Origin of the sequence: Streptomyces sp. NPDC049970 (assembly GCF_040660235.1) — a bacterium.
In the GTDB taxonomy this organism is placed as follows: domain Bacteria; phylum Actinomycetota; class Actinomycetes; order Streptomycetales; family Streptomycetaceae; genus Streptomyces.
Genome location: NZ_JBFALP010000019.1, coordinates 111,041 through 125,041 on the forward strand (window position 1 = coordinate 111,041; position 14,001 = coordinate 125,041).

At 70.9% G+C, this 14,001-nt stretch carries 11 protein-coding genes; 7 read left to right on the plus strand and 4 right to left on the minus strand.

Annotated elements, in window-relative coordinates:
* Nucleotides 1-346: 346 nt before the first annotated feature.
* The 3 genes from AB0I83_RS26695 (at nt 347) to AB0I83_RS26705 (ending at nt 5,307) form a co-directional block, all read left to right on the plus strand.
* On the plus strand, nt 347-1,720 hold the full coding sequence (locus AB0I83_RS26695) for an NtaA/DmoA family FMN-dependent monooxygenase (RefSeq protein WP_363306418.1): 1,374 nt from the start codon (nt 347-349) through the stop codon (nt 1,718-1,720).
* Nucleotides 1,717-2,955, plus strand: a complete 1,239-nt coding sequence (locus AB0I83_RS26700) for an LLM class flavin-dependent oxidoreductase (RefSeq protein WP_363306419.1) — start codon at nt 1,717-1,719, stop codon at nt 2,953-2,955. The genes AB0I83_RS26695 and AB0I83_RS26700 overlap by 4 nt, the downstream gene beginning before the upstream one ends.
* Nucleotides 2,956-3,246: 291 nt before the next feature.
* Nucleotides 3,247-5,307 (plus strand): phosphocholine-specific phospholipase C, encoded by a 2,061-nt coding sequence (locus AB0I83_RS26705; RefSeq protein ID WP_363306420.1) that lies wholly within the window; start codon nt 3,247-3,249, stop codon nt 5,305-5,307.
* Nucleotides 5,308-5,355: 48 nt separating this feature from the next.
* On the opposite strand, the gene AB0I83_RS26710 is transcribed toward AB0I83_RS26705, so the two are convergent.
* The 4 genes from AB0I83_RS26710 to AB0I83_RS26725 all read right to left on the minus strand — a co-directional run bounded on the left by AB0I83_RS26710 (nt 5,356) and on the right by AB0I83_RS26725 (nt 8,803).
* Nucleotides 5,356-6,594, minus strand: a complete 1,239-nt coding sequence (locus AB0I83_RS26710; RefSeq protein ID WP_363306421.1) for a cytochrome P450 — start codon at nt 6,592-6,594, stop codon at nt 5,356-5,358.
* A 123-nt stretch (nt 6,595-6,717) separates the two neighbouring features.
* Nucleotides 6,718-7,908 carry an FAD-dependent oxidoreductase gene (locus tag AB0I83_RS26715; RefSeq protein ID WP_363306422.1) on the minus strand — a complete coding sequence of 397 codons (1,191 nt, stop codon included), beginning with the start codon at nt 7,906-7,908 and terminating at the stop codon, nt 6,718-6,720.
* On the minus strand, nt 7,905-8,105 hold the full coding sequence (locus tag AB0I83_RS26720) for a ferredoxin (RefSeq protein ID WP_356529616.1): 201 nt from the start codon (nt 8,103-8,105) through the stop codon (nt 7,905-7,907). The genes AB0I83_RS26715 and AB0I83_RS26720 overlap by 4 nt, the downstream gene beginning before the upstream one ends.
* 44 nt (nt 8,106-8,149) lie before the next feature.
* Nucleotides 8,150-8,803, minus strand: a complete 654-nt coding sequence (locus AB0I83_RS26725; protein ID WP_363306423.1) for a TetR family transcriptional regulator — start codon at nt 8,801-8,803, stop codon at nt 8,150-8,152.
* A gap of 320 nt (nt 8,804-9,123) precedes the next feature.
* Here AB0I83_RS26725 and AB0I83_RS26730 point away from each other — a divergent pair, with 320 nt between their 5' ends.
* The 4 genes from AB0I83_RS26730 (at nt 9,124) to AB0I83_RS26745 (ending at nt 13,855) form a co-directional block, all read left to right on the plus strand.
* Nucleotides 9,124-9,783, plus strand: a complete 660-nt coding sequence (locus tag AB0I83_RS26730; RefSeq protein WP_363306424.1) for a TetR family transcriptional regulator — start codon at nt 9,124-9,126, stop codon at nt 9,781-9,783.
* Between the two features lie 66 nt (nt 9,784-9,849).
* Nucleotides 9,850-11,754 carry a S9 family peptidase gene (locus tag AB0I83_RS26735; protein WP_363306425.1) on the plus strand — a complete coding sequence of 635 codons (1,905 nt, stop codon included), beginning with the start codon at nt 9,850-9,852 and terminating at the stop codon, nt 11,752-11,754.
* Between the two features lie 117 nt (nt 11,755-11,871).
* A complete protein-coding gene (locus AB0I83_RS26740; RefSeq protein WP_363306426.1) occupies nt 11,872-12,570 on the plus strand; it encodes a DUF3159 domain-containing protein in 699 nt (232 codons plus the stop codon).
* Nucleotides 12,571-12,703: 133 nt separating this feature from the next.
* On the plus strand, nt 12,704-13,855 hold the full coding sequence (locus tag AB0I83_RS26745; RefSeq protein WP_356529624.1) for an AI-2E family transporter: 1,152 nt from the start codon (nt 12,704-12,706) through the stop codon (nt 13,853-13,855).
* Nucleotides 13,856-14,001 lie beyond the last annotated feature (146 nt).

The following is a 14,001-nucleotide window of genomic DNA, read 5'->3' on the forward strand; positions in this document are numbered from 1 at the left end:
CCCGGTCGTCCTGTACGCCCGCCGGACGGGTTTCCCCGCCCGGCGGCCGGTGGTGGCCGCGACCGAGGCGGTCCGGGGCTCAGGCGCGGACCGGGCGGCCTGACACACCGGAGGGCCGGCGACCGGACGCCGGAGGGGCGTGCGTCGGTGCGGCCGACCCCACCCGGGTCACGCCCTTCGGCCGGTCGGGCCCCGGCCCATGTCGCGGCGGAACCCGTCGCAGCGGCGTGAACGCTCCATGAAGTAAGGCCGGTCGGGCTGTGCGGACAGGGGCCCGCCCGTCACGCTCGGAGAGTCATCCCACCGTCACGTCCCGCTGCCCGACTTCGCAGGAGGAGACCGCACCGTGCCCGCCACCCGTAAGAAGCAGGTGCACCTGGCAGTACAACTGCCCGGCATCAACAACGTGACCGTCTGGTCGGACCCACGCTCCGGGAGCCAGATCTCCGTCGACTCCTTCATCCGGCTGGCCCGGACGGCCGAGCGCGGCAGATTCGACTTCTTCTTCCTTGCCGAGGGACTGCGGGTGCGCGAGCACAAGGGGCGGATCTACGACCTGGACGTCGTGGGACGTCCGGAGAACCTGACCGTGCTGAGCGCCCTGGCCGCCGTCACCACGCACCTCGGCCTCGCCGCCACGGTCAACGCCACCTTCAACGAGCCGTACGAGGTGGCGCGCAGGCTCGCGACCCTGGACCGGCTCAGTGGCGGGCGCGCGGCCTGGAACGTGGTCACCAGTCACGACGCGTTCACCGGCGAGAACTTCCGCCGGGGCGGCTTCCTCCCGGAGGCCGACCGCTACACCCGCGCCGCCGAGTTCCTCACCACGGCGAGGGAGCTGTGGGACAGCTGGGCCGAGGGCGACCTGAGGGCCGACACGGCGACGGGAGAGTTCGTACGCCCCGGGGCCGGGCGCTTCGCCCACCGGGGGCAGCACTTCGACATATCCGGCCGGTTCACCACCCCGTCCGGGCCGCAGGGCCACCCGGTGATCATCCAGGCCGGCGAGTCCGACGCCGGCCGTGAGTTCGCCGCGTCCGACGCGGAGGTCGTCTTCAGCAGGTACAACCGGATCGACGCGGCCCGGCAGTTCTACCGGGACGTCAAACGGCGCCTGGCCCGGTACGGCCGCGGCCCCGACGATCTGCTGATCCTCCCCACCGCCGGCGTGGTCGTCGCCGACACCGACGCGGACGCCGCCGCCCACGCCGAGGAGATCAGCCGTGAGCTGGTGAGCCCGCAGACCGCGATCGCCCACCTGGAAGCGGTATGGGGCCGGGACCTGTCCGCGTACGACCCGGACGGGCCGCTGCCCGACGTCGAGCCGGAGGACGACGCCCACCTCCTCGAGGGGCACTCCGCGTTCCGCAAGGGCCGGGGAGAGACGGCCCGGCGGTGGCGTGAGCTCGCGGCGGAGCGGAACCTGTCGATCCGGGAGCTGGTCATCGAGGTCGGCGGCCGCCGGACGTTCGTCGGCAGCCCGCGTACCGTCGCCGACGCCATCGACCACTTCGTCCGGACCGGGGGCGCGGACGGCTTCGTACTCGTCCCTCACCTCACCCCCGGCGGCCTGGACGACTTCGTGGACCGGGTGGTGCCGCTGCTCCAGGAGAAGGGCGTGCACCGCGACGAATACACCGGCACCACGCTCCGCGACCACCTGGGTCTGCCCGGCCCGCCCGTACGCGACCACCACGACGAAAAGGAGGCCTCCGCATGACCGGCGCCGATGACCGGAAGGGCGCCCCCGGAGCCCCGCTGCGCCTCGCCGTCGCCCTCGACGGAGCGGGCTGGCACCCGGCGGCCTGGCGCGAACAGGGCGCCCGTGCCGGTGAACTGCTCACCCCCGCCTACTGGGCCGACCTGGTCGCGGAGGCCGAGCGGGGCCGGCTCGACTTCGTCACCTTCGAAGACGCGCTCGGGCTCCAGTCCGCCGCCTTCCACCTGCCCGACGACCGTACCGACCAGGTCCGGGGCAGCGTGGACGCGGTGCTCCTCGCGGCCCACCTCGCCCCGCTCACCACGCGTATCGGCCTGGTCCCGACCACGAACGTCACCCACACCGAGCCCTTCCACCTCGCCGTCGGCATCGCCACGCTCGACCACGTGAGCAACGGCCGAGCCGGCTGGCGCCCCCAGATATCGTCGCGCGCGGCCGACGCCGCCCACTTCGGCCGCCGCACCACGCCACAGGTCACCGAGGAGGACGCGACCGACCCGGAACTGATCGCCGAGCGACTGCGCGAACTCTTCGTGGAGGGAGCCGAGGTGGTCGACGCGGCACGCCGGCTCTGGGACAGCTGGGAGGACGACGCTGAGATACGCGACGCAGCGACCGGCCGGTTCATCGACCGCGACAAGGTCCACCACATCGACTTCCAGGGCACGGACTTCAGCGTGAGGGGACCTTCGATCACCCCGCGCACCCCCCAGGGCCAGCCGCTCGTGGTGAGTCTCGCGCACGCCTCCACGCCGTACGAGTTCGCCGCCCTCAGCTCCGACCTCGTCCACATCACGCCGCACGGCCGGGCCGGCACCGTGGCGGTCCTCGCCCAGGTCGACGACGCGGTGAAGCGCACCGGCAGGGACGTGACGAGCCGGCCGCTGATGACCTTCGCCGACCTCCTCGTCCTCCTGGACGAGGAACCGGGTGCCGCCGCCCGCCGCCGGGCACGCCTGGACGAGACCGCCGGTGCCGAACTCGTGTCCGACGCAGAGATATTCACCGGTACGCCCGGCGAACTGGCCGACCTGCTGCTCGACCGGCACTCCGCCGGCCTGGACGGCTTCCGTCTGCGGCCGGGCACCCTGCCGCACGATCTGACGGCGATCACCCGGGGGCTTGTCCCGGAGCTGCAGCGGCGGGGGGTGTTCCGCAGGGAGTACGAATCCACCACGCTGCGCGGCCACTTGGGTCTCCCGCGCCCCGCCGGCCGTTACCCGCGGGCGGGTTGACGAGCCCGCCGGACAGATGGCCCGGCCGCGGACGAACAGGTCTGTGGTCCGCCCTCCCGGCCTCGGGCCGGGAGGGCGGGTCCGTAGCGGTGAGGCGCGGTGGGTGGGCCCCGGACGCCATCACGTGTAACCTCCCACGAGCCGTCGGCGTGGGCAGGTCCGTGCTGCTGGGGAGGGCGTTCGTTCTCCAGGTGTACGGCGTGGTGTCACGGACCCGCCCCCGCCCGGTACCCCGGGACCGCTGTCCTTGGGGCGCCCCTGACACCCCCCATGACCCAGAGGTCGTCACCCATGACAGAGCTCGACCGCCGCAGGTTCCTGCAGATCGCCGGAGGCACCGCGGCCTTCACGATGCTGAACGAGAGCATCGCGAGGGCCGCCGCCATTCCGGCGCAGGGCAGCGCAGGATCGATCCAGGACATCGAGCACGTCGTCGTCCTGATGCAGGAGAACCGTTCCTTCGACCACTACTTCGGTGCGATGAAGGGGGTGCGAGGCCTGGGGGACCCCCGGCCCGCGCTCCAGGACAACGGCAGGTCCGTCTTCCACCAGTCCGACGGGACGAAGGACATCCTGCCCTTCAACCCCCAGGTGGCCGACCTCGGGATGCAGTTCCTGGAAGGGCTGGACCACGACTGGGCCGGTGGCCACCGGGCCTACAACAACGGCAAGTACGACAAGTGGGTACCGGCCAAGACGGCCACCACCATGTCGTACATGACGCGGAACGACATACCGTTCCACTACGCCCTCGCCGACGCCTTCACCGTGTGCGACGCCTACCACTGCTCGTTCATCGGAGCCACCGACCCCAACCGCTACTACCTCTGGTCCGGACACACCGGCAACGACGGCACGGGCGGCGGCCCGGTCCTCGGCAACCAGGAGGCCGGCTACGGCTGGAAGACCTACCCGGAGCGGCTGGAGTCGGCCGGGGTCTCCTGGAAGGTCTACCAGGACGTCGGCGACGGCCTGGACGCCGCCGGCTCCTGGGGCTGGATCAACGACGCCTTCCGTGGCAACTACGGCGACAACTCCCTTCTTTACTTCAACAGTTACCGCAACGCCCAGCCCGGCAGCGCCCTCTACGAGAAGGCCCGCACCGGCACCGACGTCAAGTCGGGCGGCACGTACTTCGACCGGCTGCGCGCGGACGTGGCCCGCGGAACCCTCCCCGAGGTCTCCTGGATCGCCGCCCCCGAGGCCTTCAGCGAACACGCCAACTGGCCCACGAACTTCGGCGCCTGGTACATCTCGCAGGTCCTGGACGCGCTGACGGCGAACCCGGCGGTGTGGGCGAAGACCGCCCTGTTCATCACCTACGACGAGAACGACGGCTTCTTCGACCACGTGGTCCCGCCCTACCCGCCGGCCTCCTCGGCCTGGGGCCTGTCCACGGCGGACGTGTCGAAGGACCTGTACGCGGGCGGCGGGGGGTACGAGGCGGGCGCGTACGGACTCGGCCCGCGGGTGCCGATGATCGTGGTCTCACCGTGGAGCAAGGGCGGCTACGTCTGCTCCGAGACCTTCGACCACACCTCGGTGATCCGCTTCATGGAGAAGCGCTTCGGGGTACGGGAGCCCAACATCTCGCCGTGGCGCCGCGCCGTCTGCGGTGACCTGACCTCGGCCTTCGACTTCGCCCGCGCGGACGCGGCCCCCGCCGCGCTGCCCTCCACCGCCGGATACGTGCCGCCGGACAGGAACCGGCACCCGTCGTACCACCCGACCCCGCCGGCCACGGGCACCCTCCCGAAACAGGAGGCGGGCTCCAAGCCCACCCGTGCCCTCGGCTACAGCCCGTACGTGGACGGCCGGGCCACCGTCTCCACCGGCAAGTTCACCCTGACCTTCGCCGGCGGCCCCACCCTGGGCGCCCACTTCCACAGCACCTCGGGCAACCGCACGGACGGCCCCTGGCCCTACACCGTCGAGGCGGGCAAGACCCTCTCGGACACCTGGAGCACCAGCGGCACCACCGGGAACCGGATCGACCTCACGGTCCGGGGCCCGAACGGCTTCCTGCGGACCTGGCAGGGCCCGGCGAAGTCGGCCGGCCCCGAGGTCACCGCACGCCATGTGGCGGCCGGCGGCAACCTGGCGCTCAGCATGACCAACTCCTCCAAGGGCGCGGTCAACCTGACGGTGACCAACGCCTACGGCGGCACGGCCCAGACCTTCAAGGTCAACCCCGGCGCGACCGTCTCCCACACGGTCGCCCTGCGCGACACCGCCCGCTGGTACGACGTGGAGGTGGTCTCCGACGCCGACACCACCTTCCTGCGCCGCTTCGCCGGCCACGTGGAGACCGGTGCCCCGGGCGTCTCCGATCCGGCGATCAGGACGGTCTGACCGCGTCCTCCGATCCGGCCCGGGACAGCCGCTCCGGGCCGGATCTCGTCACCAGGTGACCGGAAGGGCGTGCAGACCGTAGATGACGGCGTCGTACTTGAAGGGGATCGAGTCGACGCCGTCCACGGTGCGCAGGGTGGGGATGCGCCGGAACAGGGTGGGATAGACGACCTGGAGTTCCATACGGGCCAGCGGCTGGCCGACGCAGTGGTGGCTGCCCGCGCCGAACGCCTGGTGATGACGGGCGTCGCGGGTGATGTCGAGGCGGTCGGGGTCGGGGAAGACCGAGGGGTCGCGGTTGGCGAGTTCGCCGAGGAGGATGACTCCGTCCCCGGCGCGGATGGTGCGGCCCGCGATCTCGATGTCCTCCAGGGCGGTGCGGCGCCGGCCGAGATGGACGATGGAGAGGAAGCGCAGCAGCTCCTCGACGGCGTCGCGGACGACCGCGGGGTCGTCCGTGTCGCGTATCAGGGCGAGTTGCTCGGGGTGCTGGAGGAGCAGGAGCGTACCCAGGCTGATCATGTTCGCGGTGGTCTCGTGTCCGCCCAGGAGGAGGAGTACGCCCATGGCGGCGGCCTCGCGCCGGGTGAGTTCGCCGCCCTCGATCCGCGCGCAGAAGCCGGAGAGGAGATCGTCGCCGGGCTCGACCAGCTTGCGGCCGACGAGCTCGTCCAGGTAGGCGGCCAGGTTGGAGTGGGCCGTACCGCGTTCCTGGGGGGTGGCGACCGCCGAGACGATGGCCTTGCTGTTCGTCTGGAAGAACTCGTGTTCCTCGTAGGGGACTCCGAGCATCTCGGAGATGACCAGGGAGGGGATCGGCAGGGCGAGGGACTGCACGAGATCGGCCGGCGCGGGGCCCTGGAGCATGGCGTCGACGAAGTCGTCGGCCATCTCCTGCACGCGGGGACGCATCGTCTCGACCCGCTTGACGGTGAAGGCACCGCCGACCATGCGGCGCAGCCGGGCGTGCTCGGGGTCGTCCATGCCGACGAAGCTGAGGTCGGTGCCACCGGCGTGGGCGTGCGAAGGGTCCACCGGGCTCGGGAAGCCCGGCCGGGAGAACTCCACACTCAGCCGGGCGTCCGACAGCAACGCCTTCTGTTCGGCGTGGCCGGTCACCGCCCAGGGAGTGCTGTCCTCCCAGGAACGGACGCGGGTGAGCGGGCCGTACCCGGACAGCGCCCGCATACCGGGCGAGGGGGCGAAGGGGCACTCGGCGGAGCGCGGCGGGGGGAAGTCGGGAACCTCGGTGGCGCCTGCCGCGGAGGTCGCGGATGTGCTGGTCACGGGTCTTCTCCGGTGGGGTGGGGCCGCCTCCGCCGTACGGGGCCGGGGCGGGCGCGGATCAGGCAGGGGTGGGCGACGGGCTGGGCGGGTGGGGCGCGCCGGATGGCCGGTGGTCGTCCTGGGTCACCGGGGCGCGGCAGCGGGGGCGTACCTGCCGAGGAGCTGCCGCCGGTGCTGGTTGACCTGCTTGGGCATGTTCCAGCCGAGCACGGCGACGGGGCCGCCCTCCCCGTCGAGGTACTGTGCGACGAACCGGCCCTCTTCCACGGCGCCTTCGACGATGTGCGGGGTGGAGGCAGGTCCGGGCAGCCCGTGCATCTGGATCCTGACGCCGAGCTGGTCGGTCCAGAAGTAGGGGACGGGTGTGTGAGGGCGGTCCTCGCCCAGGATGTTCGCCGCGACCAGCATCGCCTGTTCCGTGGCGTTCGTGCGGTTCTCCAGCCGCAGCGAACGGCCGAGAGCCTCGTGGTGGAAGCGGGCCACGTCACCGGCGGCGTAGACGCCGTCGGCGGCACGGCAGCGGGAGTCGCACACCACGCCGTCCTCCAGAACCAGACCGCTGCCGGCCAGCCAGTCCGTGGCGGGCGTGCTGCCGACCGCGGCGACGACCAGGTCCGCCGGGAGGGTTCCGCCGCCGACCGGACGGACGCCGGTGACGCGTCCGCCGGCCGTCTCCAGCGCCTCCACCAGGGTGTCCGGCAGCAGCCGTACCCCGTGCTCCGTGTGCAGAGCCGCCAGCAGTGCGGCGACCTGGTGGCCCAACTGCACCTGCATCGGCGCCGCCTGGGGGCCCGTGAGTGTCACGTCGGTGCCCATGAGGCGCGCGGTGGCGGCGATCTCGGCACCGAGCACTCCGTCGCCGACGACCACGAGCCTCTCGGCCTCCAGCAGTTCCCCGCGAAGTCGCGCGGCGTCGTCCAGGGTCCGCAGTACGTGGACGCCCGCCGTACCCGAAAGCCCTGGCAGCCTGCGCGCCCGCAGTCCGGTGGCCAGCACCACGGCCTCCGCTCGCAGCTCCGCGCCGCTCTCGGTACGCACGGTGCGTGTGGCGGCGTCGAGGGCCGACGCGCGATCTCCGAGGACGAACTCCGCGTCCAGGGCGTCCAGTACGTCCTTGGTGCGTAGCCGAGTGCGGTCGGCGTGCCACGTCCCGGCGAGCACCTGCTTGGACAGGGGCGGGCGGTCGTAGGGTGCGTGGGTCTCCTCGCCGAGCAGCGTGATCCGCTCGCGGTAGCCCTTGCGGCGAAGGCTCTCCACGACGGCGAGACCCGCTGCGCCGGCCCCGACGACGAGCACGTTCGACGGCGTGTTCACGCGTCCTCGTGGAGGCGGATCGCGGCGGCGGGGCAGATGTCGGCGGACTCGCGGACCACCTCGTGCCGGTCCGCGCCGGGTGCGGCGTCGATGAGGACGACGATGCCGTCCTCGTCCCGCTGGTCGAACACCTCCGGCGCGATCAACACGCACTGGCCGGCACCGCAGCACTTCTCCTCGTCCACAGTGATCTTCATGCGCTGTCTCCCTCAGTCGGATCGGTCGGTTCCTGGTGGTCTCTTCAGCGGCGGGTCGTGGGGGCGGCGAGCAGCCCCACCAGCGCGTCCTCCAGCGCGTCCGCGGTGCGCTCCCACGACGCGCGGGGTTCGACGGGGTTCTCGGCCAGGGCGCGTTCGCGCTCCGCGCATGTGTGGGTGATCAGGTGGCGGGCCATTTCCGCGCGGGCCGGGCGGATGTCGGGGGGCACGATGTCGTACAGGCACCGGCCCAGTCCCTGGAGGGTGCGGCGCAGGCTGTCACGGGTGAGGGACTCGTCCGCCACCAGGACCCGCATCAGCGGGTCGGCCATCACCTGCATGGCGAACCTGGCCTGCCAGGACGGGGCGCCGAGGTCGGCGAGGTGGTCGGTCACCGGGCGGAGCAGGCAGCGCACCCAGTCCCGCAGTTCGGTGCTCTCGCCCGCGGCCTCCACGTAGCGCCCGCGGATCACGTCGACGTGTGCGCCGTGTTCGCTCATGACGGCCCGTACGAGTGTCGTCCTGCTGCCGAAGTGGTAGCTGACGGCGGTGTTGTTGCCCTGGCCGGCGGCCTCGCCGATCTGCCTGTTGGAGACGTTCGACAGCCCGTGCTCGGCGTAGAGGCGCTCGGCCGCCGTCATGATGGCCTGGCGTGTGTCGGCGCCGCGGCCGGTACGGGGTTCGGTTCTGTTCGCCATGTGATCGGCACCTCGTGCAGCGGTTCGTGGGGAAGGCGTTCACGGCCGTTCGGTGCCCTGCGGGGCATGGCATCGGCGGCGTCCGTGTCCGGCCGCGTCCTACGGGGCTCATCCGTCTCAGCCCCGGGGCGCGCTTTCGATCACTAGACACCACACCTCCGCCTAAATCAATCGACTGACTTAATTGAGCGGGTGGGGCTGACCGGAAACGTGCGCAGCGGCGTCCGGAGGCTCCCTCCCGGCGCGCGTCCACGCTTGCAGAATGTCACTTAGTGACATACTGTCGTTTGAGGACGTGCGAGGAGAAGGGTGTGGACGCTATGGCGACGACGAAGCGCGGCTCGGGAGGTATGAGCGAACAGCGGCGTTCGCGGCTGCGGCTCGAGATCTCCAGGGAGGCGGCGCGCCTGTTCTGGGAGCAGGGAGTGGCGGCCACGAGCGGTGACCAGATCGCCGAGGCCGTCGGCCTCTCGACGCGGTCCATCTGGCGGCACTTCCGCAGCAAGGAGAGCTGCGCCGAACCGATCGTCATGCAGGGCGTTGTCACCTTGATGACCGTCCTGCGCGGCTGGCCCCGGGAGACCTCCCTCGAGGACCACCTGGCCGCGGAGCTGGTCGGGCTCCGGGACGGGACGCGGCCCGTCGATCTGGCCGACGAGATGCTCGCGATGAAGATGATCCGGCTCGCCGACACCGAACCGGCCCTCCGTACGGCGTGGCTGATGGCCTGTGACCAGGTCGAGCGCCAGATGTGCGAGATCGTCGGAGACCGTCTAGACCGCCCGGCGGACGACATCGAGGTGCGGCTGCACGCGGCGGCCGCCGCGTCGGTCATCCGGGTGCTGGACGAGCACATCGGTACCGCCGTACTGGCCGGCGCCGACCTCACTCAGTTCGGCGGCGTGGCGGCCGTCACCCGGCGCTATGCCCACGCGATCCGCACGGCCACCAGCGGCGTCGTCGGCGACCCCGTCATCTGACGGCATCCCCGCAGGCACGACCACCCGACCAGGACCGACCGACACGACTGACGAAATGGAGTGCCCATGCCCACCGTTCCGCACGAGGTCCCACACCTCTCCGTCGAACAGCTCTTCGCCTCACCCGCCCGTGTGAGGGCGTCGATCTCGCCCGACGGCACGAGGATCGCCTACCTGGCGCCCTGGCGGAACCGGCTCAACGTCTGGGTGCAGGACGTCGATTCGCAGGAGGAGGCGCGCTGCGTCACCGCCGACGACAACCGCAGCGTGCACGTCTACCACTGGACGGACGACCCGCGGTGGCTGCTCTACGAGCAGGACGGCGACGGGGACGAGAAGTGGCACGTCCTCCGGGTCGACCTGGACGACCCGGAGGCCGACGCGGTCGACCTCACGCCCTTTCCCGGAGCCACGGCCATCGGATTCGAGATGTCGGTCTCCCGTCCGGGCAAGGCCCTCCTGCGACTGAACCACCGGAACCCGGTCGAGTTCGACCTCTGCGAGGTGGACGTCGCCACGGGTGAACTGACGGTGCTCGCGCAGAACCCCGGCGAGCTCGACGGGCTGATGTACACGCCCAAGGGCGAGCTGTACGCCCAGATCTGGACGCCCGACGGCCGTATCGAGCTGGTGGAGTGGGACATCGGGACGGACGACCGGCGCCTGGTCGCCACGTTCGACGGCGCCGACTACCCGCTGGGCATCAACCCGTTCCAGCTCACCCCGGACGGCACCGGGATATGGGTCGGCTCCAACCGGGACAGCGACCTGACCCGGCTGGTCCGGCTCGACCTGGCCACCGGTGAGGAGACCGAGGTGGACAGCCACCCTGACCTCGACCTCGACACCCGGTCCACCGTCTTCCCCGCGCTGCCGTCACCGCTCGTCGTCGACCGTGGTACCGGAGAACTGCTCGGGGTGCGCTACCTCGGAAAGCGACAGGTGATACGCGCCCTGGACCCGCATTTCGCCGAGGTGCTGCAGAACCTGGAGCGGCTGTCCGACGGGGACGTGGCAGGCCTGTCGTCCGACGAGAGCGGGCGGCACTGGATCGTCAGCTTCTCGCACGACCGTGACCCCGGTGTCACCTACACCTACGACCACTCCACGGGAGAGAGCCGCCTGCTCTTCCGGCCCTTCCCGGACCTGGACCCCGACTCGCTGGCTCCGATGACACCCGTCACGATCACCTCGCGCGACGGGCTGGCGCTCCCGTCCTACCTGACGCTGCCCGTGGGTGCGGAGCCGGCCGGACTGCCGATGGTGCTGTTGGTCCACGGCGGCCCCTGGCACCGTGACTACTGGAAGTTCGATCCCACCGCCCAACTGCTGGCCAACCGAGGCTACGCGGTCCTCCAGGTCAACTTCCGGGGCTCGACCGGATTCGGCAAGGCCTTCCTCAAGGCGGGCATCGGGGAGCTGGCCGGGAAGATGCACGACGACCTCATCGACGCCGTCGACTGGGCGGTCGACGAGGCGGGCGTCGACGGGGACCGCGTGGCGATCTTCGGCGGTTCCTACGGCGGCTACGCCGCCCTGGTCGGCGTCACCTTCACTCCCGACGTCTTCGCCGCCGCGATCGACTTCTGCGGCGTCTCCAACCTCGTCACCTTCCTGCGGACCGTGCCCGAGTTCGCGAAGTCGCAGCTGTTCAACAACTGGTACCGCTACGCCGGAAACCCCGACATCCCCGAGCAGGAAGCGGACCTGCTGGCCCGTTCGCCCATCAGCCGGGTGGATCAGATCCGCACACCCCTGATGGTGGTGCAGGGCGCGAACGACATCCGGGTCGTCAAGGCCGAGTCCGACCAGATCGTCGACGCGCTCCGTGCCCGCGGCGTCGAGGTCGAGTACATGGTCAAGGACAACGAAGGCCACGGCTTCGTGAACCCCGAGAACAACATCGACATGTACCGCATGGCCGACTCCTTCCTCGCCCGCCACCTGAACCCCTGGCCGGACGCGACGTAGTACCAGGACACGGAGCCCGGGGAGCCGGCCCCACAGCAGGACCCCCCGGCCGAACGCCGGGTCCGGTAGTCGGCACATGCCGAACGGAACCCCCGACCTAGTGAGTTGATCTTGCACATGACTGATCCCGTCCGTACCACCACACCGTCCGTCACCGACCCTGACAGGCCTGACCCGACCGTGGGCCGGAAGCCGAAGCAGACGCCGCTGGAGCAGATGGGCGGCGCATCGGGGCTGGTGTACACGATGCTGCCGATCGTGGCCTTCGTGCTCGCCAACGCCTCCCTCGGACTGACGCCCGCCATCGTGGCCGCCATCGGCGTGGCGCTGGCGCTCACCGCGCTGCGGCTGGTGCGCAAGGAACCCGTCCAGCCGGCCCTCTCCGGTCTGTTCGGCGTCGCGGTCGCCTCGTTCGTCGCCTGGAAGACCGGATCGGCCAAGGGCTACTTCCTGCTGGGCATATGGTCGAACGTCGTTCTCGGAGGGATCTTCCTCCTCTCGATCGTCGTGCGCCGGCCACTCGCCGGAATCATCTGGGGCGCGCTCAACGGCACAGCGGCCACCTGGTTGAAGGACAAGCCCTCGCGGCGCTACTACGACATCGCGACGCTCGCCCTCACCGCGGTCTTCGCGGCCAGGTTCGTCGTGCAGCAGTGGCTGTACGAGGAGGACGCCACCGGCTGGCTGGCCTTCGCGAAGATCGCGATGGGCTACCCGTTGCTGGCACTGGCCCTCCTGGTCGTCGTGTGGGCCGCCCGGTGCTCGGGCAAGCGGCTGAAGGCGCAGGACGGATCCGCACCCGCCGCACACGCCTGAGCGTTCCTGCCGCACGGGGGAGCGGATCGCCGTCGGAAGCGGACTCCGGCGGCGGTCCGCTCAGTGGCTTCGGGGGTCGTGCGGTGGGCGGGAGCGATTCTGAGGGTGTCCCGCGGCCAATAGGGTGGCCCACATGTCTGTCACGTTGAGCTCCACCAAGACCCGCGCCGCCCTCCGCGTCTCGGCCCGCGTCTCCGGCGAAATGCTGCTGGTCCTTGTCATGGCCGCTGTGGCGGTATGGGTGCTCGGCCGTATGTGGTCGGTCATCTGGCCGCTCGTGGTCGGACTGTTGCTCACCACGCTGACGTGGCCCATAACGCGCTACCTGCGCCGACGCGGATGGCCCCCAGCCCTCGCCGCCTCCGTGGTGACCGTACTGTTCCTGCTGCTCGCCGTCGGGGTCGCGGCGCTGATCGCGGTGCCGGTGGCCTCCCAGTCCGGCGAGTTGGCCGACGGCGTGGTGGAGGGCATCCAGAGGTTGCGCGAGTGGGCTTCCGGGCCGCCGCTCAACATCGGTGACGACCAGATCACGGGTGCGTTCGACTCCGCTACCGCCCGCGTCCAGGACAGCATCGGCAGCATGGTAACCACGGTCGTCACCGGAGTGAGCACCGTGGTCAACGGCGTGGTCACCGCCGTCCTGGCGGTCTTCCTGATGTTCTTCATGCTCAAGGACGGCCCCAGGTTCCTGCCGTGGCTGGCCCGCCAGCTGCCCGGCCGGCTCGCCGTCGACGTGCCCACCGTGGCGGAGCGTGGCTGGCGGACCCTGAGCGAGTTCGTGCGCTCACAGGCGTACGTCGGCCTGCTCGACGCTGTGCTCATCGGCCTGGGCCTGTGGATCGTGGGAGTGCCGCTGGTACTGCCGCTGGCGGTGCTGACCTTCGTGTCGGCGTTCGTCCCGATCGTGGGTGCGCTGTTCGCCGGCTTCGTCGCGGTTCTCATCGCTCTGGTGTCGAACGGTCCGACCGACGCGCTGATCGTGCTGGCGATCATCGTCGTGGTGCAGCAGCTGGAGGGCAACGTGTTCCAGCCCATGATCCAGAGTCGCGGACTCGGTCTGCACGCCGCGGTGGTCCTGCTGGCGGTGACTCTGGGCGGCAGCCTGGCCGGCATCGTGGGCAGCCTGCTCGCCGTACCCGTCGCCGCGCTGATCGCGGTGGTCTGGAACTACCTGCGCGAACAGCTCAGCGTGTCGCAGGAAGGCCCCGAAGGGCCCGATGAGCCGAGTGAGCCCGGAGAACCTGAATCCCGTGTGGCGCCCAGTGGTGCCGGCTCGCCGGCATAAACCTTCCTGTTCGGAAGTGCAGCGGTACGCGCGTGGTGGTCCGCCCCCCCCACGGGGGGGGGGGGCCCCCCCATTTTAAAGGCGGGGCCATTGGACCGGGGGGGGCGATGGGGAGAGGGGCGGGTTGGGGAAGAGGTGTGGGGATA